This window comes from Effusibacillus consociatus, assembly GCF_042652925.1.
GTDB lineage: Bacteria > Bacillota > Bacilli > Tumebacillales > Effusibacillaceae > Effusibacillus > Effusibacillus consociatus.
The window spans coordinates 24,401-48,694 of record NZ_JBHSHC010000128.1 but is presented as its reverse complement, the minus strand read 5'-3'; the positions used below and the strand labels follow the sequence as shown (position 1 = coordinate 48,694).

The following is a 24,294-nucleotide window of genomic DNA, read 5'->3' as shown; positions in this document are numbered from 1 at the left end:
TTATAAATACTCGTATTCTTGCTATGAGGGTGACAGGATGAAACCGAGATCTCTAATGTTTACGCTATATGGGGACTATATTCAATATTACGGGGGAGAAATCTGGGTTGGAAGTTTAATTCGGCTGATGTCAGAGTTTGGGATTTCTGAATCTTCCGTAAGGGGAGCCATCCTTCGCATGGTAAACCAAGAACTGTTAAAGGTGAGGAAGGTGGGCAACAAAAGCTATTACTCTTTGACTGACAAAGCCAAACGGAGAGTCGAAGAGGGGGTAAGGCGGGTCTATTCCATTCGCAATCACAAGTGGGATGGTTATTGGAGGATCTTTACCTATTCCGTGCCTGAAGAAAAAAGAGATTTAAGAAATCAGCTGCGCAAAGAATTGTCTTGGACGGGATGCGGTTTAATTTCTAACAGTACATGGGTAAGTCCAAACCCGTTGGAAGAACAGATTATGGAGATCGTAAAAGCTTATCGGTTGGAGCCTTATACTTTTCTTTTCAGTTCCAGTTCCATTATCTCCCATGATCATAAGGAAATCATTGAACGTGGATGGAATCTGGAAGAAATCGCGACGGAATATCAACAATTTATCGAACATTACGGGATAAAGTATGAGCGATTGAAAGAAGGAGCATGGAACAACACTCTCACCGATCGGGAATGTTTCATCGAGCGTACGGCTTTGGTGCATGAATACCGGAAGTTCCTTTTTAAAGATCCCGGTTTTCCACTGGATCTTTTACCGCCTAACTGGAGCGGCATCAAGGCTCGTGAATTGTTTTGGAATATTCATCAGTTAATTTCTGTCAGAGCGGTCAAGTTCTTCGAAGAATGCTTTCAACAGGGTGCCGATCCATCGGTTTATAACCGGGAAAAGGCGATTAATCCCTTTACTGAAATGCATGTAACAGGGCTTATGCACTTCGTGGAATAGCAGTTAAACCGGTTGATACGCCAAGCGCCCGGAAAAGCGGTGGGCAGGTGTACCAGTCGGTTTTTTTCAATAAATATTACATACTGAATGGTCATTTAGTACATTTATTGGTAATCTATAAAGAAAGGGGGCGCCGGTAAATGAGAAGAAGATTGCGTCCATTGGCTGTCGACAGCTATATGGATTTGCTTGGAGTGGCAAAAGGAAGGGTCAAAGCGGATGTGTATTTGCAGGGAGCTACTGTGATTAATGTATATACGGGAGAATTACAGGAAGCGAATGTGGCGGTAAAAGGCAGACATATCGCCTATGTAGGGCTCTCGGCCGAAATGGTGGGACCTGATACGGAAGTAGTCGATCTTACCGGGCGTTATCTTTGTCCCGGGTATATTGAGCCGCACTGTCATCCGTTTCAGTTATATAATCCTGATTCGTTGGCAAGGTATGTTCTTCCCCATGGCACCACAACTTTGGTGAATGATAACATGGGGCTTTATTTGCTTGTAGAGGAAGATATATTTATCCGCATGATGGACGAGATGGGAACCTGGCCGGTGAAAATGCTATGGAGTGCGAGGCTGGATCCGCAAACTCGTTCGGATGAATTCAAGCGGTTTTTTGAAACGGATCGAATGAAGCGGTTGCTGGCCCATCCTCTGGTTGTTCAAGGCGGTGAGCTAACAGGCTGGCCGCAGCTTTTGGCCGGTGATCGGCAAATGGCAGAGAATTTGCTGTACACCCTCTCGATCGGCAAACGGGTGGAGGGCCATCTGCCGGGGGCATCTTTAGAGACACTGTCGATGTTGGCGGCTGGAGGGGTGACCGCTGACCATGAGGCGATCACCGTGGAAGAAGTCATTCGACGGCTGAGAATTGGACTATGGACAACGCTTCGCTACAGTTCGCTTCGACCGGACCTGCCCGAGATTGTAAAAGGGCTTGCCGATTATAAAGGCGACACCAACCGGATGATGATGACAACGGATGGTTCCACACCCGCTTTCCTGAAAGAAGGGTATACCGATGACATGCTTTGGGTAGCGCTGGAAGCAGGAATGGATCCGATTGCCGCGTATCAAATGGTGACTCTCAATCCGGCAACTTATTATGGACTGGACGGAGAAATAGGGGGAATTGCCCCCGGACGTTTGGCAGATATACTAATCCTGGAGGCTCTGGATCGGCCCACACCGATCGGAGTCCTTGCCGAAGGAAGTTGGATGGCAAGAGACGGGAAACTGCTGCAGGAATGGCCCCAGCTGGATTGGGAAGAGAATGGGCTGCACAAATCCAGAGAAAATTGGCGCGTTACAGAGGCAGATTTTACTGTTGATAGCGAACTGCCAATCATCCGGCTGGAAAATCCGGCCATCACCCGTTTGGAAACCGAGCCCGCTCACGATAACGGTTCTATCAAAGTAGCTGCGCCCATGCATGCTGCATTATTTGGGCGGGACGGAAGCTTCATTGTCGAAGCAGCATTAAAGGGATTTGCCAATCGTCTGGATGGACTTGCAAGCTCCTACACCGCTTCCAAAGGAATATTCACTGCAGGACAGAATCCGGCGGCGATGGCCCAGGCGGTGAACAGGGTTCTTGAGATTGGAGGCGGCATTGTATTGGTCGAAGATGGCAAGGTCCTGTTTGAAATGGAGATGGAGATTGCCGGCGGAATGACCGCGCAAAATATGGACGATCTGATCGAACAGGTGCTGTTGTTGGAAAAGCTGCTGCAGGAGCGGGGATATCCACATTACGATCCGATCTATACATTGCTGTTTATCTCCTCCACACACCTGCCGGAAGTCCGGCTGACACCGGAAGGTGTTCTGCATGTAAAGACCGGGAAGATCATAAGGCCGCCTAAATATCGAAAAGCTTAAGGACGAAAGCGAAAGAACGACCGCAGAGATGCTGTCGTTTTTTATAATGTCCGAAAAGTCGATCTTTTTAGTCTTTTATAAGCGAACGTTATTTCTAGGATAAAACACGTCTATTAGACTAAATGGTTCCATGCGAGTACCCTATTATTAGACAGACTCATGAAAGAGGCACGGGGTAATCGAGTAGATCGACAGATCGTTACGAATCTACGAGAAGCAGCTTTTACGGAGGAGGTTTAGTTGACGCATGGAATCCCTTATCACGCTTGAAACGGTACCTGAGGAGATCAAGTGGGGAAAAGTAATTGATCAAGATAAATGTATCGGATGTCATGCCTGCAGCACTGCCTGTAAATCCGAACATCTAGTTCCACTGAGCGTGAATCGAACCTATGTGAAACAGGTAGAGGTTGGTATATTTCCGGAAGTCAACCGGCATTTTCAGATCAATCGCTGCAATCAATGCGAAGACGCCCCGTGCGTCCCGATCTGCCCGGTGGAGGCGATGTACAAACGCTCGGACGGTATAGTGGATTTTGACCGTGATGTATGTATTGGATGCAAAGCATGCATCGCGGCCTGTCCTTATGATGCTATTTATATCTCCCCGGAAAGCAACAGTGCGGAAAAGTGTAACTTCTGTGCTCACCGAATTGAACAGGGATTAGAGCCTGCCTGTGTGGTTGTCTGTCCGGAAGAAGCGATTATTATCGGAAACTTGAACGATCCGAACAGTGAAGTTTCCAAAATTGTCGCCCGGGACAAAACGAGCGTACGCAAGCCTGAGAAAGGTACAAATCCAAAAGTTTTCTACAAGGGTGCAAGCGATTATACTTTGAATCCGTCAGCGGCCAGATACACGGCCATGCACCTCTTTTCTGAGCAGAAAGAAAAATATCCGGTACTTGAGGAGCCCTTCAGCCGACAAGCCGGAAAAAGCGCCGCTGCAGCGATTGTTGCCTACGATGTACCGCACAAGGCACCATGGGACTGGCGGGTATCCGCCTACACTTGGACCAAGTCCATATCAGCCGGTGTATTCATGATGTTTGCGGTAATAAGCCAGGCGGGTGTTTCGTTTACCATGGACTGGAAGATAGCTCTAACACTCATTGCAGGTCTTTTCCTTGGCTTAACCGGAGCCTTTCTTGTGGGTGACCTTGCTCATCCAAAACGATTCCTTCGCGTGTTAACCCGTCCCCAATGGAAATCCTGGTTGACTCGCGGGGCCTACATCATTCTGGGATATTCGATCATACTGGGAATAAATTTCATAGGCAGTTTAACGGCTTCTGACACTCTGCTGGCCGCGATTCGTTGGCCGGGGTTCATTCTCGCCACCTTTACGGCCATTTATACCGCTTTCTTGTTCTCACAAGCGAAAGGCCGTGATTTGTGGCAAAACCCGCTATTGCCCCTTCACTTATTTGCTCAGGCGATTCTTGCCGGGGCAGGTGTAATGTTGTTGCTCAATCTCGCCTTTCCTCTTCCGGAAGCAGCTATGCCGTGGGTGCGTTGGAGTCTGTTCGGATCGCTTGCTGTCCATCTGATTTTGGTCATCAGCGAAATGGTGATTCCCCATATGACGGCGGATGCTGCAAAAGCAGCTTATCACATGACATTTGGGCATTTCAGGAAATTCTATTGGACCGGTGTTATCGCAGGTACAGTCTTACCGCTTATTCTGCTCTATGTTGGCGGTTTGCCGCTCTTAGGGATCGGTGCAACTCTGGCTTTGATCGGTCTCATGGCTTATGAACATGCATACGTACAGGCCGGCCAATCCGTACCGTTAAGCTGATGTTCTACCGCTTTCAATATTTTGGATCCCCATCAAAGTACTCGGAATCACGCTTTCGGGAGAGAGCGATGCTCCTCTTCACTTTGATGGGTACCTGCAGGAGGGGAACCGATAATGTCGTGGAGTGACAAGGAAAAGAAGACAGAGGGAGAACGGGATTTTTACCGATTTGCCGGGCTGCAATCCTTTCCTCCGGCAGAAAAGTGGGATGATTGGAAAGAACTCGATCCCCTTGCATGGCCAAGACGGGTTGAGAAATCTTATCTGCTGGTCCCGACTGTTTGTTTTAACTGCGAAGCTGCTTGCGGACTAACCGCTTTCGTTGATAAGGAAACCGGAGAAATTCGCAAACTTGAAGGCCAGCCGGTTCATCCTGCCAGCCGGGGGAGAAACTGTGCGAAAGGACCGGCTACTATAGGGCAAGTGACCAATCCGGACCGTATTTTATATCCCCTAAAGCGTACGGGGCCTCGCGGATCGGGTCAATGGGAAAGGGTCTCATGGGAACAGGCGATGGATGATATTGCAGGCCGAATTCGTAAGGCCATTATGGAGGGCCGCCGAAACGAAGTGGTGTATCATGTTGGGCGACACGGTGAAGATGGATACGTGGAGCGCGTGTTAGCTTCCTGGGGCGTTGACGGGCAGAACACCCACACCAACGTCTGTTCCTCCGCTGCTCGAGTTGGATACGCAATGTGGATGGGCATGGACCGTCCGAATCCTGATCATTCGAATGCAAAGTTCATTTTAATGATGAGTTCGCATCTGGAGTCCGGACACTATTTTAATCCCCATGCCCAGCGCATCATGGAGGCGAAGGAAAATGGGTGCAAAATCGCAGTGGTTGATACTCGTCTGTCCAATACGTCCACCAAAGCAGATTTCTGGTTGTCTCCCTGGCCGGGGACAGAAGCGGGGATGTTGCTTGTCATTGCAAACCAAATCTTACAGAAAGACGGGTACAATCCTGAATTTTTGCGCCGCTGGGTGAATTGGCAAGAGTTTCTGGAAGATAAAAAATATCTGTATTCCCTAATCGATACAGGCTTTCTCAGCAAAATGCCCGAGGGTGATTCGTTTGAAGATTTTATTCGCACATTGAAACTAATCTATTCCGGCTATACTCCTGAATGGGGCGAAAAAGAAACCGGGATCAAACAAGAAATCTTTGGACAGATCGCCGATGAAATCATTGCGGCAGGTCCATCGTTTGCCTCCCACATCTGGCGAAATGCGGCTGCCGGTCATATCGGCGGCTGGATGGTTGCACGGAGTCTCTTTTTCCTGAGTGTTCTGGTCGGTGCAGTGGGAACAAAAGGGGGAACGATTCCTAGTGCCTGGACCAAATTTGTGCCGGAGCCACCCTCCGAACCGGAGCCCGTCAGAGAGTGGAATGAACTGCATTTCCCGCTTGAATTCCCGCTTACTCACTTTGAATTGAGTTTTCTGCTTCCTCACTTGTTAAAGCACCAAAACAAAAAGCTCGATGTATACTTCACACGGGTGTATAACCCCGTTTGGATTAATCCTGATGGTTTTGCGTGGATCGAAGCCCTTTCTGACGAATCCAGGGTGGGCATGCATATCTGTTTGACTCCTGTATGGAGTGAAAGCGCCCAGTATGCGGACTACGTCTTGCCGATGGGACTTGGTCCGGAACGTCATGACCTGCACAGCTATGAGACTCACGCTGCACAGTGGATCGGTTTTCGACAGCCTGTTCTTCGGGTTGCCAAGGAACGAATGGGGGAAAACATCAATTTTACGCACGAGGCAAATCCTGGGGAAGTATGGGAAGAGACGGAGTTTTGGATTGAAATGTCCTGGCGGATCGATCCGGATGGAAGTCTCGGAATAAGGAAGCATTTTGAGTCCCCGTACCGACCCGGTAAGAAGGTTACTCTTGATGAATACTACGGCTGGATTTTTGAGAACTCTGTACCGGGTCTGCCGGAAGCAGCCGCTAAAGAGGGTTTAACTCCCCTTGAATATATGCGCCGCTACGGTTCCTTCCTGATCACGGAAGACGTGTACGAACAACACGAGTGGAAAGTGGCGGAGAGTGTCGAAATTGAAGAAATCGACGACAAAGGGAACGCTTGGGCTGCAAAAGGGCCAAAGAAAATCAACTTCCGTCCCTTCCCAAGTCCGCAAAAGGATCATTTGGGGCGAATTCGCGTCGGAATGGAGGTGGACGGAGAAGTTAAGCAGGGTTTTCCAACTCCCTCAGGCAAGTTAGAGTTCTTTTCCACCACACTGCGTGACTGGAATTGGCCGGAGTATGCAATCCCAATCTACCCGCGAAATGCAATAGAACGAGAGAAAATGATACACATTACCAGTCAAGTTCACTGGTCACAGATTGACCATGAGAAGTTGGAGTTTGACCTCTTGCCCACCTTCCGATTGCCGACTCTGATCCACACACGAACGAACGGGGCGAAGTGGCTCTACGAGATCTCGCATAACAACCCCGTCTGGATCAATCCGCTTGATGCTAAGCGGATAGGTGTCGATACAGGGGACTTAGTGAAAGTGGAGACTGAGATTGGTTTCTTTGTCGATCGTGTATGGGCAACGGAAGCGATTCGCCCTGGTGTTGTCGCTTGTTCCCACCATCTGGGACGTTGGCGGCTGCATGAAGATTCAGGCAGTGACCGTTGGAACTCTTCTTTGGTCAGTATCAGTGTGGAAAATGGTCAATGGAATATGACACAAATTCACGGTGTCACCCCATTTAAGAGCAGCGATCCGGACAGTTCCAGGATCTGGTGGAAGGAAGGCGGTGTCAACCAGAACCTGATTCATCCGGTTCAACCTGATCCAATCAGCGGGATGCACGCTTGGCATCACAAAGTGCGGGTCACCAAAGCAGCCCCCGGTGAAAACTACGGCGATATTTTCGTAGACACAAACAAGTCCTATCAAATCTTTCAACGTTGGATGAAACTCACTCGTCCCGCTCCCGGTCCTGACGGGATGCGCCGTCCCTACTGGTTAATGCGTCCGTTAAAACCGCACCCGGATCTTTACAAAGTACAACCAATCGAAACTAACGAAGAGGATCCTGCAGTAGAGAGGATAAAGACACAATCCTAAACTTGGATGTTCATAATCGTTTCCTGAAGTGAGACGATGGATCGGCTGGCGGGTGTTTCCTCGCCACGCCCTTCCATCGGTGTCCCAGGGGGAGGTGAGTTTATGTCTGAACAAAGACAACAGACGCTGGCGCAAGTGGATCGAATCCGCATGTTGTGGGGGATTTTTTGGACGTTTTTCAAAATCAGTCCGCTCACATTCGGCGGGGGATATGTAATGATTCCACTCCTGGAACGAGAATTTGTGGAGCGAAAGAAATGGGTGAAATCAGAAGAAATTGCCGATATTTTTGCGGTTTCTGAGTCTGTACCCGGTTCTATCGCAGTGAACTCCGGAACGTTCATTGGTTTTCGGCTTGCTGGAGTATCGGGAGCAATCGCGGCAATGACGGGAGCGATATCCCCTACTTTCCTGATTTTACTTGCATTCGCAATGCTTTTACTGGGACGCCAGGACTATCCTCTTGTGCAGGCGGCTTTTATGGGAATACGTCCCAGTATCGTGGCTTTAATCATATATGCAGGTTATAAAATCGGGAAAACAGCCGTTATTGACAAAACAACGTTCACAATTGTTTTCCTGACCATCGGGTTTATGCTCTTTACCCACATTCATCCCATCATCACCATCCTATCGGGAGGATTGTGCGGGATTGGGCTGCGAATGATCAAAAACCGCCTCCGGTAAAAAGGTCATTAGGGGAGATTGCCATATGTTACTCGATTTGTTTCTCACTTTTTTCAAAATTGGGTTGGTCAGTTTTGGCGGCGGTTACGCGATGCTCCCCCTGATTGACCACGAAGTAACCGCGCAAGGCTGGATGACGTCGGGACAATTGCTGGACATTATCGTGGTTGCGGGCATGTCACCAGGTCCGATTGCAACAAACAGTGCTATCATGATCGGCTACAATGTCGCGGGTATAGGAGGGGCTGCCGCGGCCATTCTGGGAATGGTCCTTCCTTCCCTTCTCATCATCTTACTGGTCGCTGTGTTTTTTTTCCGCCTTCAGGAATATCCCGTTGTAAAATCAGCATTTTACGGATTAAGACCTGTAATAACGGGTCTGATCTTCTATGCTGCAATTTTATTCGCAATGAGAAATGGAATGATAGGCGGTGAGCAGGGGATACAGCCGTTTTATCTCCTTATCTTTACAACTGCTCTTTCCTTATTCTTCTTTACACGCATTCATCCCGTTTTTGTCTTGATTGCGTCAGGGATTACGGGGATGATTCTATTTACTTGAAGATTACATTGGAGAATAGAATGATCAGATTCTATTAAATTTACTGAAAACTTGCAATATAATATTTATTGTGTGTTAACTGATTTTTTGATTAATGCGTTCAATTTGACAGTTATGAGGGGAGGTCATGTGGTTAAAGCGGATCATGGCCTATACCATACTTGGCATTTCGATTAAGATGACGTTTGAATTTCTCATCAGGTTTTTAAATCAACAGCCACCGTCCAAGGTTGGAAACCTTAGAGGTGGCTTATTTCTTTTTACACCACGATTTCAACGTAATGCTCCTTTACTTGAACTTAATGTTTTCCGCGATGCTCTTGGCAACCAGTACAGGCAGTACGGGAACTGCAAGTAACCCCAATGCGACACCTTTTGCGAAATTCTTCACTCTCATCCTAATCCCTACTTTCTTGATCGGTTTTTGTTAAATTGATTTGTTGAATTGATCTTATCACCTTTCCGACTCTCAGAGAAATCGCACTTTCTAATGGAATGAATAAGCGATCTTTATAGTTCAAACCGCCTGGTGAGCAGTTGCCCATTTTTTCACAAGCACGAACAATCCAGCAGGGTTCGAATACAAAAATAGGGAAGGGGGGAGGCGAGTGGCGGTTTTGATCGTGGAAGATTTGTGGTGTGAGCTGCCTGACTGGTTTTCTTCAAGATATCAAGTGATTCAGGAGCCCTCTCTCTGTAATGAGCTAGAAAAAATAAGGTCTGCTGCACCGGGAATCCGGGCATTGGTGGTACGAAACCGAACCAGGGTTGACCGCGATTTGTTAAATTGTTTGCCAAATGTCAAAGTGATTGGGAGACTGGGAATCGGGCTTGATAACATTGATCTGAAGGCTTGTCGAGAAAGGGAGGTAGTGGTGGTTGCAGCTAAAGGCTGTAATGCCAATTCCGTTGCTGAATATGTCATCGCCGGCATTTTTCAACATGCAAGATTCTTGAGCGCCTGCGACACATTGACCCGATCGGGTTTATGGGATCGAAAGAATTGTATGGGACACGAATTGCATGGAAAGACACTCGGAGTCATAGGGGTCGGGGATATTGGTCAGCGTCTGGCAATCAGGGCTCGCGCTTTTGGGATGAATGTGGTTGCCTATGATCCTTATATAGCAAATTCCCACATGTTGGTGCAGGATTTTGGGGTGGATTTAACTTCTCTGGAGGATGTTTGCCGGATGTCTGATTATATTTCCGTTCATGTCCCTCTCACAACGGCCACCCATCACCTGATCGGCCATCCGGAACTGTCGGTCATGAAAGAGACTGCGGTGATCATCAATACATCGCGGGGAGGCATTATTGACGAACGGGCTTTGCTTTCCTGTCTGGAACAATCTCCACAACGGTTCGCGATTTTAGACGTAAGGGAGGTGGAACCTCCGGCTCCCGAGGATCCCTTTCGTCTGCTTCCCAACGTGATTCTCACTCCTCATATAGCGGGGGTTACGCATGAATCAAGCCAAAGAGTTGCGGAGTTTATATTCCGTGACATCGACCGGGTGCTGTCGGGTCAGCCGCCATTGGGAGCGGTATGATGCGATTTGGCTGACACAGTAAAATCTGAAGCCCGCCTGAGGCGGGCTGGTTGTTTTCAACGAGGGATTTTGGGTTGGGTTTGAGCAAGCGCAACAAACGTTTGTTCATCTTCGACCAACCCGCAAACCCCGCATTGGATACGCCGGGGGGTTCCCTGGTAGGGAATATGGAACGGATCCAGATGCTCTCTGTCATATTGTTCCACGATTTCCCCGGAGTTGGGATCCAATTTTACATATTGGGGCACTTGCTCCAAAATGGCGAAACGAGTGCGGTTGCTTCGGCAGTTTGGACATAAATAAGGTGCGCTCATTCTGACACTTCCTTCGTTTTTTCGATAGTATTGGTAAAAAATGCACCATTTGATACTACTGCTCCAAGAAACTCCACGGGTTGACCGTTACCATTGAACCGCTTTTCATTCCGGTTGCTACGGCAAAGTGCAGGTGAGGACCATAAGATTGACCTGCAGACCCCACTTTTCCAATAAGATCTCCCTTTCGCACCGTTTGACCGGGTTTCACTTGAATGCCGTTTCGGAACATGTGTCCATAGATCGTCATCAGCCCTTGTTCATGGCGTATGACGATCCAGTTTCCGAAGCCTTGTGCGGAGCCGGCAAATAAGACGACACCGTCAGCAGACGCGTGAATGGGATCTCCGAGATCGGCTGCCACATCAATTCCTGTGTGAAACTCCACATTCCCATTGAGGTTTCGCCAGCCGTAGTCGGAAGTGACCTCCTTTGAAACGGGTACCGGCCATGCCAAGAGACTGGCCAATTTTTCAAGATCCAGGTTGTCAATCGAACCTTCTTTTTGAACTTTGCCCGTTGCTTTCATAATGCTGTCAGATACTGTGCGCAATTTTTCGCGGAGCTGCTTCTCTGTTGTTTGCAGTTGTTCTTTCTCCTTGATTGCCTGTTCACGCAAAGCCAATTGGCTTTTCTTTTGTTCACGTTCCTCCCAGTTCCATGACCATACCGGTATTTGGGACGCCATTGCCAAAGGAAGATAGACGATGCTGTATTTTTCGGTCATTGCTTTGACTGTTTGCTGATTTTGTAAAGAGTATGTGCTGGCTTGTCCGCTCTGTTCAGAGATCCTTTCATCAATTTGTTTCAGCTTCTCATTCACATCAAGGATTTGCCGGTGCACTACTTTTACCTGTTCTTGGAGCTGCCGTTCTTGTGTAAGCAGAATGTGAACCGACTCTCTTGCGGGTGAAGCGTTTCCGGCGTGTGCCCGGCCTGCTGCAAGAATTGCCAGGATCCCGCATAAAAGTCCCATTCTTCTTCGTAGCATCCTGAACCTCCAACTGTGATGGAAATATAATTTTTTTCTTGAGAGGAAAATTATAGGGCTTCCTCGAACTCAAACATATACAAGTATGTGACAGATGGGGGAGTTTTATGAGATTTGTTACTTTTTTACAGAATGGATTTCAAAAAATCGGTCTTGTGACGGGAGAAGGAGTACTTGATTTGCATGCGGCAAAAGAAGCGTTGGGGATTTCCGTGAACTTGCCGGAAAGTCTGGTTGAAGTCATTGAAGCGGGAGATTCCGCGATCGATCTTGTACAGTCGATCCAAAAATCAGCCGAGAGCAGCAAGTACATCCTGCCTGTTTCCGATGTGCAGCTGCTTGCTCCAATCCCCCGCCCTCGAAAAAATATTTTTTGCGTGGGCAAAAACTATGTGGAACATGCAAAGGAAATGAAAGCGGACAAGCCCCCGGAGCATCCGATCCTGTTTTCGAAAGCGCCTACGTCCGTCATTGGGCCTGATGCGGATATCGACAGTCATCCCGGAGTTACCGAAAAAATCGACTATGAGGGTGAACTGGCTATTGTCATTGGAAAAAAAGCGAAGTCCGTGAAGAAAGAGCAGGCCTACGAGTATGTGTTTGGCTATACGATTATTAACGATGTGTCCGCCCGGGACAAACAGTTTCGCCATACCCAGTGGCTGCTCGGAAAGAGTTTAGACACATTCTGCCCGATGGGCCCGGTACTCGTACATAAAAGCGAATTGCCAGATCCGCAAAACCTGAATCTTGAGACGCGTGTCAACGGGGAAGTCCGGCAGTCGTCGAATACCTCGTTGATGATTTTTGATATCCCGACATTGATAGCGACAATCACGGAAGGAACCACGCTTGAACCGGGAGATATTATCGCCACCGGAACCCCGGCGGGTGTGGGAATGGGCTTTGAACCGCCTCGGTTACTGCAAGCAGGCGACGTGGTGGAGGTAGAGATAGAGGGGATCGGAGTGCTTCGGAATCAGGTGAAGTAGGGGTCTTCTAAGAGCCCCGGTGACTAGCTCACCGGGGCGTTCTAACCAATAAACAGAATTCTCGCATCTCCAATTTCAATTGTCGGTCAGGTGGTAATTCCGGCCAATTGTCTGTGAAAAAACCATTCCACCACGACTATTCCCACCGTGATTGTAAGTACCTCCCCTGTCCCCAGGGTCCATCCCATCATGCTTCTGACCAGCCACAAAAAGCCGAAAGCCAAAATCCCATCCACAAATGTCGCCACTGTGTTATTACTCAATCTCAAAACGAGTTGGTCGCCAACCAAAAAAGCGATGATCGACAGAAGTAGTGCCATGACAACGCTTTGCAGTAAAGTGGCATCAGAAAACCAGATTAAAAGCGGAATCACGACAGCACCGTTTAATAGGAATTTGATCAGGAATTTGTTCACTGGAATCCTACCTTTCGGATTTAGGGTTCATTGCCGATGAGGTAGTTTGTTCGAAAACATTATTGCTTATCCCTGGCTGGCTGCCGGCAGTTAACTACTCAATCGGCGGTTCTTTTGTCAGCATTGCAATTGGATACGCAGCCGGGAAGGGATTGCTGGAGATTGTGCCGTGAGCCATCACCCCATCAAGGTGGGAGACGGTAAAGATGCTGCCAGGTTCCCCTTCGATAAAATATTCGCCGCCTATTTCGATGGTGTTTGGATCCATCAAATAGGAAGCGGCCAGGTACCAACGGGTGCGGAGCACCATCGCTTGGTCGAAGTCGCCGGCCTCAAACAGTTCAACTCCGCGCATCTTCAGCCGCTCCATCTCTTCCTGCAGTTCTTCTTTCGTCATTTCACTCAGCAGCTTTTCCGGTTTCATATTACGCTTTCCATTCGAGTTGGCGGCCGCCAATCAGATGATAATGCAAATGGAACACCGTCTGCTGTCCATGCTGGCCGATATTGGTGATCACGCGGAAGCCTGACTCGTCGACACCCATTTCTTTCGCCACTTTTTGCAGGGCGAGATGCAGATGTCCGATCAGTTCCTTATCTTCTTCTTGAATGTCCAACACTGAGGTGATGTGCTTCTTCGGAATCGTTAACACATGCACCGGAGCAATCGGGTTGATATCGTGAAATGCAACTACATGCTCGTCTTCATAAACTTTCTTTGCAGGAATTTCTCCGTTGATAATCTTGCAGAAAATACAGTCCATACCCATCCACCTTTTCCTATGTATGATTTTATTTATTTAAACTTCCGCCAGTCCTGGTTGCTCTTGTTGAGAAGGTACTCGAAGTCGTTTTCCAAACGTTTCTGTTCCGCTTTTCGTGCTTCTTCCTCTTGCCGCCGCTTTTCTTCTTTGCGGCGTGCCTCTTCCGCTTCCAGTTCCGCCTGTTGGGTCTTCAATTTGTTCAGAATTTCCGGATCCAGCAGGTCCTTGAGTGTAGCCGGTCTGTCCGCAGCGGACTTTCCTTGTGTACCGGGAAGGTTGTGTCCTGCACGCGGCCGATTTTTCTTCGCCATGGTTCTCACCTCGTTGTTACTCATCCACATTATAGCAGTTTCAAAAAGGGTATTCTATAATGGAGAAATTGGAGGCGATCGTATGTTGTATTATCCGAAAAGCTTGCAGGCAGAAGACGGACGACTGGTTGTGCACATTCCTGAATCTGCATTCTTTATTGAAAAATGGGCGGGTCTTGGCGAGAAGTTCACCGGTTTATCCATTCGTTGGGCGGCCGGCAGGGATGTGCAGGGCGCTCTGGTGGTGATCGGGGTGCGCCATGAGGGAAGAGGCTTTGATGTGGCGTTTCGAAAAGAGGCGTGGGATCAATTGGCGCAAGAACCGGAGTTGCTTGTCATCCGGTACGGAGCTGATTTCAACGATTCCAGCAAGGAAACAGTCATAGAAATCCCCGATGGTTCTTTTGGGGATTTCATCGAGACCTGCCAACGTCAGGCGGCCGACGATCCGCAGAAGACAGTAATCGGGGAATTGGCTCGCTATTTCGAGTAGTCATCTTTGAGATATTTACATATTTCCGGTGGGCGGATCCGAGGTTCTGCTCGGTTCCTGCGGGCGTTGATCAGGATTGGTGCGGCCGTTAAATAAGGTTTCTGTCAGGCCGTCCAGTTTATCCATCACCTTACCGAACCCATATCCAATCAGAAACGAAAGCGCAATTTTTGGAATCAACGAGTCGCTTATATCGATCAACAGGATTCCGCTTTGAAACAGTAGTACGGTCATAACAGCCGTTCCGCCGCTCATGATGGGACGAAGAAAGTACCAGAGCCACCATTTGTGAATGTTCAGTTTGTCATGGATATTGTACCAGTAAAAAAGTCTCAAGCAATATAAAGTCCCACCGATAACTCCTGAGAAAGCATAATATTGGAATTCCCTAAACAGGGACAAATTCACTGCACCCAATGCGGCGTCGTTTAAAGTGCCGCTTTTCAGAAGTGCAATCCATACAAAGCTCCCGACAAACAACAGCAGGAGATACCCTAACACCATTGCTTTCATCCAACGTTCTTTGCTTGCCAATAGTTCCTCACCTCGCTTTCTTTAGGTGGTTACCACATCCTATGAGAGCATGTTCGGGATTGTACCGGCCTGGTGTCGCTGGGAATGCACATTTTCGGTATAATGAGTGGAAGAGACCCAGTATTCCGTCAACTAAAGGATGAGTAGCATGTTTCGAGATGTTCGATACGATGAGATAAAAAAACGCAAGGATTGTGTGCTGATTGATGTACGCTCAGAAGGGGAGTATGAGGAATCCCACATTCCGGGAGCCGTAAACATACCGGTGTTTACTAATGAGGAAAGGGCCCAGGTCGGAACGGTGTACAAGCAGATCGGCCAAGAGCAAGCCAAGGAGTTGGGGTTGCGGATCGCTTCGGCGAAGCTTCCCGAATTGGTAAAGGCTGTTTCCGAAGCGGCGGAGGACAAGGAGCCAGTTGTGTATTGCTGGCGTGGAGGCATGCGAAGCAAGAGTATAGCGACTGTTCTAGACTTGATGGGCATGCCGGTGTACAGGCTGGAAGGCGGCTACCGGGGATATCGGGAAAGTGTTGCGGACCGGCTGGCCAATTTTGAACTGAAAGCAAAGTGTGTTGTCCTCCACGGAATGACCGGGGTCGGAAAGACCGAATTATTGAACCGGCTGGCCGCTGATGGCGAACCGGTTATGGATTTGGAAGGGATGGCGGGCCATAAGGGGTCGGCGTTCGGGTCAATTGGAGAGAAACCGCGCAATCAACGGATGTTTGATTCTTTGCTGCTGCCGAGGCTGGAGGAATTGGCGGAGAGTCCCTATATCATCATTGAGGCAGAAAGCAGACGCATCGGGCGGGTCAATATGCCGGATTTTCTGGTGGAAGCGAAGCAAAAGGGACTCCATATCCTGTTGGAAGCACCGCTTCACATCCGCGTAAAACGGACTCTCGATCAGTATGTTGTCGAGGATCCGGAATTTCAGGACAAAGTAAGTGGGGCGCTCCGATCCATTGAGAAAAAATTGGCCCATGAGGATCGTCAATTCGCTTGGCAAGCGGTGGAAGAGAACAGGTACGAGGATTTGGTTGAACTGCTTCTCGTAGAATATTATGATCCCCGCTACAAACATACAATGCAGCAGTACTCGGGGGAGTTTATCAAACTGGATGCCACTGATTTGAATCGGTGCACGGAATCGGTGAAACAGACAATTCGTGAGGAGTTGGGGTTAAAAAGCGGAATTGTAGTGGAATGATAGCTAGAACGTGCCTCAATTATGGGGTGCGTTTTTCTTATGATGCGTGCCCGGGTCTTGAATAGGCTGTTGTCGGTTGCGGTTCCATTTGTCCCTGAATTTACTGGAACGAAAAAGGAGGGATCTACAATGGCTGATAAGGAGCACCGGCATGAATTGGAGTACATTCATTGGCGGGGCGGGCCGATTCACTTTCATGAATATGCAACTCGCACTGCAGTAGCCAAAGGCCATACACATCTGATGGGTGGCGCTACGTCCGCGGATCCCGGCGGGGTGGATGAGCATGTCCATGCTTATGATGGAGTGACCACGTTTGATCATGGTCATGTTCACCGGTTTCGCGGCGTAACCGGACCGGCAATTCCCCTGCCAGGTGGAGGACACACCCACGAGTTTGCAGGGGAAACTTCCTTCGCTGACGGTCATACCCATGCTTATTACGGCAGGACCGGCGGAGAAATCCTCCCTTGAAGAAGTGCTTTTTCCAGAATTGCAAAGTGACGGGACTCTCTGCATCGATTAAGAGGGGCGATTGATCGGACTAAAATAGACGGATTGCAGAAGATAATTGTCAGTTACAATAAACCTTGTCCCGGAATTAACTGAAAGTACGCAAGGGAAGTGGCATCTAGTAAAACAAGAGAGGGGGGATTCTCATGGCAGGAGTATTTGGCGGATTCACTCGCTGGGCGGTCGTGTTCCTGATCATTTTTGTACTGTTTATTCTTCTGGTTCCCGGAACTTACTAAAATCTGTTCGAAAACCCATGCTGACAAAGGGGGTTCCCAGGAGGAATCCCTTTTCTAATGTTCTAAAAAACCATTCCGTTCCCAACTGAATAGATTGTGGATAGGCGCACTATCTGCCGCAAAAGAAACAACTCCCTCGATTGAACGGGGAGTCCGATTTCTTATAGAATCCGGGAACAGGTCTGATTGGACGCAAGTACGTGACAATTTAACCGGAGCCGCGCGTACTTGAGCCGGTGCAAACAAAAGGAAGAATTATATGATTTTTGGATTGTACCGTATGAGCAGCGATTGTTTTGCCATGTCGTTGTCGACGGTTTCCTGCAATTTGAGAAGCAGGTCGTGACTTGCTTCAACATTGTCGAAATACCGGACCATCCGGTTATAAAATCTTCTTGGGAAAGCCAGGTAAGAGAAAAAAATCTTCCATTCTTCCCTGCTGACCGGAACGGATAATCGGGATTGATAGGCCTGAAGGAACGTATGGACAATCAACGGATTCCACTGATACGGAGCCGCGTGATACTGAAGAAACTGGGCCAAATCCAGCACCCGTTCCGCATAAACCATCGTCTCAAAATCGATAAACCAGATCTGGTTATCGGGATCCAGCATAATATTTTTGTGATGGAGTCCGCCATGACACAAAACGGCCGACTCGGGGCAGGTTTTCAAAAGCGAGTCGGGCGATACTCCCTGAAGATACTCATAGGCGAGTGAACAGCGGTAATGTAAAAAATCCAGGATTTGAACTTCCAACGGATTGGCGGAACGGTGCTGCTTCCAGGACCGAATTTTGTAATACGCGTCGACCAGAAATTTTTGACGTTTCCCCCACTCGAACCGGTGGCTTGCCTGCTCGGGCATGACACCTTTTGCGGCATGATGAAAGTCTCTCAAAGCAGTTCCGATTTTCTCCAAAAAAGGGAAGCTTTCTTTCGGAACTTCAACGACATCCAACCATTCTTCCATAAAATAGGATTCCCCGTCATAATCAATCAAATATTCTCTGCTGTTGGAAAGAAGAAAATCAGGCATGCGCTCAAACCCGTTTTGCCTGATTTTCCGCAAACAATTTGCAATAAAAGGGAGATCCGGCAATTCTTCCGCATTTTTGAATCCAAAAATTCCGAAAGGGGTCTCCACCTTATAAACGGCCCGGACTTTTTCCAGAGAACGGACTTGCAAGCCGTAATGTTTCAGAATCAACGATTTAACGGTATCCGGAGGAAGTTTCACCTCGGCTCGAATCAAGTTTCTCATCCTCTTATCGATATGGATTTCAAATAGGCTTCAAACTGGGATAACAAGACCATATACCTTTCGTTCGGATTCAGGTCGTGTTTCCTTTGGCGAACTGTTTGCAGCGCTTCATGCCGGCTCAAGCCAAAACGCTGCATATAAAAGGCTGTCAAAATAAAGCCGAGCCGGTTAATTCCGTCCGTATCATGGACATATAGAACATAACCCGTATCCAGCACAGCATTCATCATCCCTGTTGCGGCAATCACCCAATGAAGCTGCGGCGGCTCCTTAGCCGAAATAGGAGTCCAGATCAGCAATCGATTGGTAAAATCGAATGGAGGTTTATCCTGTTCCTCGCGAAGATTGAGAATGGCGTGCACTTTTTGCTCGATGAACTTCCAACCGTTTTCATTCAATTTGCGGCCGGCATAGAGGTGATTCGGAATGATTTCCACGATGTCCATACGCAATCTCCTCACACAATATTTTGTCTCCTCCACGGGGAATTTGACATACTACGGCCGGAGTTTGACAATCGGTTTAAAATCGTTATCAGTTTATGTTTGATCCTTCATGTCCTGTCACCGATATATAGCCGCGGGCAGATAAGTAGTCGAGGATCTTTCTTGCCGCTTGGACAGGCGAAGATTTGTCCGTCTCAATCACAATTTCGGGACGGTCGGGTTCTTCAAAATAATGGATTGTAGAAGGATATCTCTTGTATTTGCCATTTGTATCTCTTTCAAGCCGCGTATCCAGCGGACATTTCAAGTACACTTCAATGAAATCTTTTATGTCGGTACGGGCCAATTCTCGCATTTTCCGCAAGCGTCCCACGGATGAAATCAGAACGATCACGTTATGTTTAGATAAAAGCTTGGCCACATAGATCAAATTCGTGGATTTTTCCCTTTGACGGGTTTCCCAGTGAGGGCTTAAGTCCTTGGTAAGAGAACGGGGCACTTCGTCACTGTCGAGAAGCTCCACGATGTAACCGCTTGATTTCAGCTCCTTCTTCACTTGTTTACTAATCGTTGTTTTTCCGCAATTCGGCAGACCTGTAAGCCAGATTACCACTCCTTTTTGCATCTTTCCAAAACCCCCTTCAATCGGACTTTATTTAGGGTATTCAAATAAAATAAGCTCCGTTTGGACTTGCATACCCTTTCCGAATGAGCGGGGAAAAAATGGATATCAGTGGATATAGCCGCGGTCTTTGAGATGCTGCAAAATCAAGCGAACACATTCCTCAGGCGACATTTGACCGGTCTCCAGAAGAATGTCGGGGCGTTCGGGTTCTTCATAAAAATGGAAGTAATCGCTGTGCGTTTGATATTTGCCTTGGACATCCCGTTGCAGACGTATATCCAGAGGACAGTTTAAATAGATTTCCAGATAATCCGGAATTTGTTCCCTGAGACGTTCCCGCAACTGACGAAATCTTCCGACCGAAGCAATCAGAACAACAGTTTCATACTCATACAATAACCGGGACAGAAAAGACAGGTTCTCATATTTTAGCCGCTGTCTTTCTTCCCAGGTATCCGCTTGGGGCTTGATGATTGCCTCAGGCAGAGTGTCGCTGTCCAGCCGTGCCACCCGGTATCCTCTTTGTTGCAATTCGTCCGACAGCAATCGGGTAAGCGCAGTCTTTCCGGATTTCGAGTGGCCGGTAAACCAGAGAACCGCTCCTTTTTGCAAGTCCTTCTCCCCTTATTTATTAGATCCGGTTAGGAGGAAATTGTTGCAGGAACATTTCTTTCCCCAAATCCTGATCGATGATTTTTTTTAATTTGAAGTAAGCTTTTACTGTCGGCTGCTGAGTGTCAAAATATCGGTTCATCCAGGTATAAAACCTTCTGGGAAATGCCAAATACGAAAAAAAGCATTTCCATTCTTCACGGGCGATCGGGGTGGACAGACGCGACTGGTAGCCGTGGAAAAAGCGGCGAATAACACTGGGATTCCATGCGTGAGGGGGAGCGTGATAATGAAGCAGTTGAGCGAGGTCAAGCACACGTTCGGCATAAATCATGGACTCCCAATCAATAAACCAAATCTCCTCCTCTTTGCCGACCAGGATGTTTTTATGATGGAGGCTGCCGTGACACAGAACCGCCGCTTCCGGAGAATCGGCCAAAAGGTTGGAGTAGGAAACCTCTTTCAAATATTCATGCGCCAACCAGCACCGGTATTGAAGAAAATCCAGCATCTGGCGCTCCAACCCGATCCCGAGTACGGTCCTGTCCTGCTTCTTCCAGTTCAGGATTTGCAGATACGCATCCCTGAGAAAATCACGGCGCTTCCCCCAGCCGAAGCGCGAACTATCCGGAGCGGGCAGCAAACCTTTCGCGGCGTGATGAAAGTCGGCCAGGGCGATGCCGATTTTTCCGATCACGGCCGCATTTGCTTTTGATACTTCTTCAGCGTCAATCCACTGCTCCATGTAGTAAATTTCCCCGTCGTACTGAACGAGGGATTCCCCGGTGTTGGTAGGCAAAATATCGGGTAAATGGGGAAATCCATTTTTTTTTATGTGTTCTGTACAATTCCTGATAAATGAGAGATCCGGCAACTCGGCAGCGTTTTTAAAACCGTATGCGCCGTGTTCGGTTGCAACCTTATAGGCGGCACGCACTTTTTTTAATGAAATGACATCAAGATCATAATATCTCAGAATAATGGATTTGATGGTCGACCGGTCCAGGTTGACGTCGGCTCTGTACACCCTACCACCCTTTCAGACACTGGGGATTCAAATGCGCGTTACCTCTCCCTTTGTCATATGTATGCAGGTCGAAATGATTGGTGTATACAGAGAATTGTACATGAAGCTGGAGGGTAATTTAATACTGATCCGGATTGGATGGTTATACTTGCCAATCGACAGAGGTGGGAACATGGCGTTTCATTTAGGGGATATTGTGACTCGGACATTCCTTGGTTTTGGATTGTTGCTCCTGTCGGCCCTTGTGTTGGGTAAAAAAATGATTTCGCAAATGAGCTATTTTGATTTTGTAACCTATATCACACTCGGATCGTTAACGGGGGCCATAATCCTCGATCATCACATTTCTCTTGCAGATTTGATTCTGGCGATTGCCGCGTTCAGTTTCATCAGTTTTCTTACGTCTGTTGTTTCCCTTAAGAACCGCAAGGTGCGAAAAATAATTGGGGGAACCGCCCTTGAATTGATTCGAGAGGGAAAGATTCTTGAAGAAATGTTGGAACAAAGCCGCATTTCAATGGAGAATCTGGTGTCCCAACTCCGGCTTAAAGGCGTATTCGAGATTCAGACTGTGAAACAGGCGTTTCTGGAGCCAAACGGAGAATTAAGCGTTCTTCTTGCAGCTGAGGCACGCCCGTTGACTTTGGGAGATTATCAGCGGGCACCGGTTCCCGAAGAAAATCTTCCTGTAGAATTGATCATCGACGGTACTGTAATGACAGAAAAGCTTGTAAAAGCAGGTCTCGATCTGGCTTGGCTGCTGCAGGAACTCGACAAGCATGGGGTGAACGACTACAAAGATATTGCTTATGCGGTGCTCACCTCCAAAAACAAGCTTTACTTGGACAAGTATCGTGATGATTTACACGGAGCCCCGCGCACTCGAGGCTGATGGAATGCAAAAGACCAACGGATGTGCCATGCGTCCGTTGGTCATCCGGTTGCTTTTACCACCAATAAGGACCGAACAAGAGGGGAGTCAGCGCCAGTAAAGCCAAGAAAGGCAAGAAGAAGCGGCCAAATCCGAAACCATAGGGATAGGGATAATAAACATTTTCGCCTTTTACGGCTCCCGGTTTATCTGCTGTAACCGCCTCGGCCTTTGTCGTTTTCCCTGCCGTTACAACCGCTCTTCTTGGAAGAGGCTCCAGCCAGATTCCGTCCGTTGTCACCTCCCGGACAATTCCATAATGCTTGATTCCGTCATGACACTGTGCACAAACGGGCTGCCCGATAAATTGCCTCGCGTAGCTGTAAGAAATAGCCATTTATCTCTCTCCTTTCTGGGATTTTCCCTACCATCTTACGAAAAGCGGAGCATAACGGCGCTCCGCTTTTGTTGATTATTCACGAACCCGGCGAAAATAGATGACTGTCCGTTTCCATTCGAGCCTGCCTTGAATTAATTATGAGTGTGTTAACAATCCAACAAAGGGAGGAAAGCAAGAATGGACGGATACGGAATCTTTGGGGGATACACCCGGTGGGCGGTTGTGTTTTTAGTGATCTTCGTCTTATTCTTCCTGTTGGTTCCCGCTGGAGCAGCTACGGTTTGCAAGACAGTTCCGGTTTACTAGCACCGGGGGAAAGGGCTGGAGTCGAATCCGGCCCTTTTTAATGTACTGTCAATAAAATATAGACATCTTACCGAAGATACCAGTCCGTTTCAACAAAGTTTGTCCGCGAATTTACTATAGCTATACAAGGGGAGGAGGGAAAAAAGTGACTGCTGGAATTGGTGTATTCGGAGGCTTCACTCGGTGGGCTGTTGTGTTTCTGATCATCTTTGTGCTGTTCTTCTTATTGGTTCCGGGGTATGGCTATGGGGCTGTGGCTCGTCCATACGGTGCATATCCAGGGGCGGTGTATCCCGGAGCGGTTGGCGTTCCTTATGGCGGACTCTATTAAACCTACTGATTCAAGCGTTATCCAGGCAGTAATGAAAAGGGATTCCGTGAAGAATCCCTTTTCCTGTTCGATCCATTTGCCATTCCAACACTCCTTACGCATCACAAACAGGGCCCGGGTGTTCCTCCCCGGGCCCTGTTTGTGATGCGGCAGTATTTGTGTCCATCAAGGATCAACTACGGGTGCTACGGCTGCTCCGGCATAACCAGGCACAAGCAAGATGAACAATACAAAGATGATCAGGAATACGACAGCCCATCGGGTATATCCTCCAAAAACACCGTACATGGAAACTTCTCCTTTCCTCATCTTAATGTGTGGTTGCCAGATTCAACAACTCAGTAAACGGGAGTTGTGGTGCAAACGGTGGTTGCCGCAGGAACCAACAGGATAAACAGAACAAAGATAATCAAAAAAACGACAGCCCACCGGGTATAGCCTCCAAAAACGCCAACATATCCATCCACTGAGAGCCCGCCTCCTTTGAAGTAGTCTACTCCAGTAAATGCGGAGGAGGTGTTTGCCGTAACGTACATTCGTCTAGAGTGAGCAAATCTCCGCGAGTGTCATACCTCTAACCCGGCATTTTCTCGTTAACGGGGAGGAGCGGTCGGAACAGGAGCCAGCAAAGGCCCTACAGCTCCTGTAGAAGTCGCAATCGCTGTTGGAGTGATGGTTTCTGCGTCCCCGAGAATGACAACCGCCGAATTGGAGATAGCGTTGATTTTTAAATAGCCAACTTGGATATCGCCATTTTGTACTTGCATATTGATATGGATTGACATTTGAAAAAACACCTCTGGATTATGGTTCCTGCATAAAATCTCCAACAAAATTAAGATCGTTTGCCTGATTGTCGGTCCGATCCGTAAAGTGGAGCCTGGTGGCGGTGTGGAGATGGCGGGCACGTGTGATAAAGCTCGGTGCACCGCGAGGTAACGCCGTACTGGAGGACCGCACGAATGGAGATACTTGTCCTGCGTCACCAATCTGTACGACTCCGGCCAGCAGCACCAGGTTCACCTTCATCATCCCTACTCGGGTCATCTTTGGACGATCACGATAGCGTGCCATGGGATTAGAGAGCGGAGGCGATATTCATATCGCTCAA

At 48.2% G+C, this 24,294-nt stretch carries 31 protein-coding genes; 14 read left to right on the top strand and 17 right to left on the bottom strand.

Annotated features, from left to right (window positions below; genetic code table 11):
• Positions 1 to 37: 37 nt before the first annotated feature.
• The 7 genes from ACFO8Q_RS18815 to ACFO8Q_RS18785 all read left to right on the top strand — a co-directional run bounded on the left by ACFO8Q_RS18815 (position 38) and on the right by ACFO8Q_RS18785 (position 10,525).
• Positions 38 to 937, top strand: a complete 900-nt coding sequence (locus tag ACFO8Q_RS18815; RefSeq protein WP_380027893.1) for a PaaX family transcriptional regulator — start codon at positions 38 to 40, stop codon at positions 935 to 937.
• 140 nt (positions 938 to 1,077) lie between these two features.
• On the top strand, positions 1,078 to 2,820 hold the full coding sequence (locus tag ACFO8Q_RS18810) for an adenine deaminase C-terminal domain-containing protein (RefSeq protein ID WP_380027891.1): 1,743 nt from the start codon (positions 1,078 to 1,080) through the stop codon (positions 2,818 to 2,820).
• 247 nt (positions 2,821 to 3,067) lie between these two features.
• Complete coding sequence (locus ACFO8Q_RS18805; protein ID WP_380027889.1) at positions 3,068 to 4,621, top strand: 4Fe-4S dicluster domain-containing protein; 1,554 nt, start codon at positions 3,068 to 3,070, stop codon at positions 4,619 to 4,621.
• Positions 4,622 to 4,735: 114 nt separating this feature from the next.
• Complete coding sequence (locus ACFO8Q_RS18800; RefSeq protein ID WP_380027886.1) at positions 4,736 to 7,723, top strand: molybdopterin-dependent oxidoreductase; 2,988 nt, start codon at positions 4,736 to 4,738, stop codon at positions 7,721 to 7,723.
• Between the two features lie 102 nt (positions 7,724 to 7,825).
• Positions 7,826 to 8,410 carry a chromate transporter gene (locus ACFO8Q_RS18795; protein ID WP_380027883.1) on the top strand — a complete coding sequence of 195 codons (585 nt, stop codon included), beginning with the start codon at positions 7,826 to 7,828 and terminating at the stop codon, positions 8,408 to 8,410.
• Positions 8,411 to 8,435: 25 nt separating this feature from the next.
• Positions 8,436 to 8,972 carry a chromate transporter gene (locus ACFO8Q_RS18790; protein ID WP_380027881.1) on the top strand — a complete coding sequence of 179 codons (537 nt, stop codon included), beginning with the start codon at positions 8,436 to 8,438 and terminating at the stop codon, positions 8,970 to 8,972.
• A 608-nt stretch (positions 8,973 to 9,580) separates the two neighbouring features.
• The gene (locus tag ACFO8Q_RS18785; RefSeq protein ID WP_380027879.1) at positions 9,581 to 10,525 is read left to right on the top strand and encodes an NAD(P)-dependent oxidoreductase; all 945 of its coding nucleotides are present in this window, start codon (positions 9,581 to 9,583) and stop codon (positions 10,523 to 10,525) included.
• A gap of 56 nt (positions 10,526 to 10,581) precedes the next feature.
• Here ACFO8Q_RS18785 and ACFO8Q_RS18780 read toward each other — a convergent pair whose 3' ends face one another.
• Together ACFO8Q_RS18780 and ACFO8Q_RS18775 are read right to left on the bottom strand one after the other, a co-directional pair.
• On the bottom strand, positions 10,582 to 10,839 hold the full coding sequence (locus ACFO8Q_RS18780) for a DNA alkylation repair protein (RefSeq protein ID WP_380027877.1): 258 nt from the start codon (positions 10,837 to 10,839) through the stop codon (positions 10,582 to 10,584).
• A 55-nt stretch (positions 10,840 to 10,894) separates the two neighbouring features.
• Positions 10,895 to 11,830, bottom strand: coding sequence for a M23 family metallopeptidase (locus ACFO8Q_RS18775; RefSeq protein ID WP_380027875.1), 936 nt, complete (start codon positions 11,828 to 11,830; stop codon positions 10,895 to 10,897).
• 107 nt (positions 11,831 to 11,937) lie between these two features.
• Here ACFO8Q_RS18775 and ACFO8Q_RS18770 point away from each other — a divergent pair, with 107 nt between their 5' ends.
• The gene (locus ACFO8Q_RS18770; RefSeq protein ID WP_380027873.1) at positions 11,938 to 12,822 is read left to right on the top strand and encodes a fumarylacetoacetate hydrolase family protein; all 885 of its coding nucleotides are present in this window, start codon (positions 11,938 to 11,940) and stop codon (positions 12,820 to 12,822) included.
• Positions 12,823 to 12,908: 86 nt separating this feature from the next.
• On the opposite strand, the gene ACFO8Q_RS18765 is transcribed toward ACFO8Q_RS18770, so the two are convergent.
• The 4 genes from ACFO8Q_RS18765 to ACFO8Q_RS18750 form a co-directional block, all read right to left on the bottom strand.
• Entirely contained in the window at positions 12,909 to 13,238 is a 330-nt protein-coding gene (locus tag ACFO8Q_RS18765; protein WP_380027871.1) for a DUF2512 family protein, read from the bottom strand.
• A 94-nt stretch (positions 13,239 to 13,332) separates the two neighbouring features.
• Entirely contained in the window at positions 13,333 to 13,662 is a 330-nt protein-coding gene (locus ACFO8Q_RS18760) for a DUF1811 family protein (protein WP_380027869.1), read from the bottom strand.
• Position 13,663: 1 nt separating this feature from the next.
• Complete coding sequence (locus ACFO8Q_RS18755) at positions 13,664 to 14,002, bottom strand: histidine triad nucleotide-binding protein (protein ID WP_380027867.1); 339 nt, start codon at positions 14,000 to 14,002, stop codon at positions 13,664 to 13,666.
• 32 nt (positions 14,003 to 14,034) lie between these two features.
• A complete protein-coding gene (locus ACFO8Q_RS18750; RefSeq protein WP_380027865.1) occupies positions 14,035 to 14,313 on the bottom strand; it encodes a YqkE family protein in 279 nt (92 codons plus the stop codon).
• Between the two features lie 82 nt (positions 14,314 to 14,395).
• Between ACFO8Q_RS18750 and ACFO8Q_RS18745 the strand changes: the two genes are divergently transcribed.
• Entirely contained in the window at positions 14,396 to 14,806 is a 411-nt protein-coding gene (locus tag ACFO8Q_RS18745; protein WP_380027863.1) for a hypothetical protein, read from the top strand.
• Between the two features lie 15 nt (positions 14,807 to 14,821).
• Here ACFO8Q_RS18745 and ACFO8Q_RS18740 read toward each other — a convergent pair whose 3' ends face one another.
• The gene (locus ACFO8Q_RS18740; RefSeq protein WP_380027860.1) at positions 14,822 to 15,340 is read right to left on the bottom strand and encodes a hypothetical protein; all 519 of its coding nucleotides are present in this window, start codon (positions 15,338 to 15,340) and stop codon (positions 14,822 to 14,824) included.
• Between the two features lie 148 nt (positions 15,341 to 15,488).
• Between ACFO8Q_RS18740 and mnmH the strand changes: the two genes are divergently transcribed.
• Entirely contained in the window at positions 15,489 to 16,550 is a 1,062-nt protein-coding gene (mnmH, locus tag ACFO8Q_RS18735; protein ID WP_380027858.1) for a tRNA 2-selenouridine(34) synthase MnmH, read from the top strand.
• Between the two features lie 129 nt (positions 16,551 to 16,679).
• Positions 16,680 to 17,024 carry a YmaF family protein gene (locus ACFO8Q_RS18730; protein WP_380027856.1) on the top strand — a complete coding sequence of 115 codons (345 nt, stop codon included), beginning with the start codon at positions 16,680 to 16,682 and terminating at the stop codon, positions 17,022 to 17,024.
• 533 nt (positions 17,025 to 17,557) lie between these two features.
• Here the strand turns inward: ACFO8Q_RS18730 and ACFO8Q_RS18725 are convergent.
• From ACFO8Q_RS18725 to ACFO8Q_RS18705, 5 genes are all read right to left on the bottom strand, one after another.
• Complete coding sequence (locus ACFO8Q_RS18725) at positions 17,558 to 18,556, bottom strand: phosphotransferase (protein ID WP_380027854.1); 999 nt, start codon at positions 18,554 to 18,556, stop codon at positions 17,558 to 17,560.
• A gap of 5 nt (positions 18,557 to 18,561) precedes the next feature.
• Positions 18,562 to 19,011 carry a dual specificity protein phosphatase family protein gene (locus ACFO8Q_RS18720; protein WP_380027852.1) on the bottom strand — a complete coding sequence of 150 codons (450 nt, stop codon included), beginning with the start codon at positions 19,009 to 19,011 and terminating at the stop codon, positions 18,562 to 18,564.
• 88 nt (positions 19,012 to 19,099) lie between these two features.
• Positions 19,100 to 19,636, bottom strand: coding sequence for an adenylyl-sulfate kinase (locus tag ACFO8Q_RS18715; protein WP_380027849.1), 537 nt, complete (start codon positions 19,634 to 19,636; stop codon positions 19,100 to 19,102).
• Between the two features lie 105 nt (positions 19,637 to 19,741).
• Entirely contained in the window at positions 19,742 to 20,248 is a 507-nt protein-coding gene (locus ACFO8Q_RS18710) for a molybdopterin-guanine dinucleotide biosynthesis protein MobB (protein ID WP_380027847.1), read from the bottom strand.
• Between the two features lie 19 nt (positions 20,249 to 20,267).
• Complete coding sequence (locus ACFO8Q_RS18705; RefSeq protein WP_380027845.1) at positions 20,268 to 21,275, bottom strand: phosphotransferase; 1,008 nt, start codon at positions 21,273 to 21,275, stop codon at positions 20,268 to 20,270.
• 172 nt (positions 21,276 to 21,447) lie between these two features.
• Here ACFO8Q_RS18705 and ACFO8Q_RS18700 point away from each other — a divergent pair, with 172 nt between their 5' ends.
• Positions 21,448 to 22,167 carry a DUF421 domain-containing protein gene (locus ACFO8Q_RS18700; protein WP_380027842.1) on the top strand — a complete coding sequence of 240 codons (720 nt, stop codon included), beginning with the start codon at positions 21,448 to 21,450 and terminating at the stop codon, positions 22,165 to 22,167.
• A 55-nt stretch (positions 22,168 to 22,222) separates the two neighbouring features.
• Here the strand turns inward: ACFO8Q_RS18700 and ACFO8Q_RS18695 are convergent, their stop codons facing one another.
• Positions 22,223 to 22,543: a hypothetical protein gene (locus ACFO8Q_RS18695; RefSeq protein ID WP_380027840.1), complete on the bottom strand. Its 321-nt coding sequence runs from the start codon at positions 22,541 to 22,543 to the stop codon at positions 22,223 to 22,225.
• Between the two features lie 180 nt (positions 22,544 to 22,723).
• On the opposite strand from ACFO8Q_RS18695, the gene ACFO8Q_RS18690 reads away from it, so the two are divergent.
• Positions 22,724 to 22,852, top strand: a complete 129-nt coding sequence (locus ACFO8Q_RS18690; protein WP_380027838.1) for a hypothetical protein — start codon at positions 22,724 to 22,726, stop codon at positions 22,850 to 22,852.
• Positions 22,853 to 22,997: 145 nt separating this feature from the next.
• Positions 22,998 to 23,183 carry a hypothetical protein gene (locus ACFO8Q_RS18685; RefSeq protein ID WP_380027918.1) on the top strand — a complete coding sequence of 62 codons (186 nt, stop codon included), beginning with the start codon at positions 22,998 to 23,000 and terminating at the stop codon, positions 23,181 to 23,183.
• Positions 23,184 to 23,348: 165 nt separating this feature from the next.
• Here the strand turns inward: ACFO8Q_RS18685 and ACFO8Q_RS18680 are convergent, their stop codons facing one another.
• From ACFO8Q_RS18680 to ACFO8Q_RS18665, 4 genes are all read right to left on the bottom strand, one after another.
• Positions 23,349 to 23,471: a hypothetical protein gene (locus tag ACFO8Q_RS18680; protein ID WP_380027835.1), complete on the bottom strand. Its 123-nt coding sequence runs from the start codon at positions 23,469 to 23,471 to the stop codon at positions 23,349 to 23,351.
• 50 nt (positions 23,472 to 23,521) lie between these two features.
• Positions 23,522 to 23,650, bottom strand: a complete 129-nt coding sequence (locus ACFO8Q_RS18675) for a hypothetical protein (RefSeq protein ID WP_380027833.1) — start codon at positions 23,648 to 23,650, stop codon at positions 23,522 to 23,524.
• 126 nt (positions 23,651 to 23,776) lie between these two features.
• Positions 23,777 to 23,968 (bottom strand): hypothetical protein, encoded by a 192-nt coding sequence (locus tag ACFO8Q_RS18670; RefSeq protein ID WP_380027831.1) that lies wholly within the window; start codon positions 23,966 to 23,968, stop codon positions 23,777 to 23,779.
• 19 nt (positions 23,969 to 23,987) lie between these two features.
• Positions 23,988 to 24,206, bottom strand: a complete 219-nt coding sequence (locus tag ACFO8Q_RS18665) for a hypothetical protein (RefSeq protein WP_380027829.1) — start codon at positions 24,204 to 24,206, stop codon at positions 23,988 to 23,990.
• Positions 24,207 to 24,294: the final 88 nt, after the last annotated feature.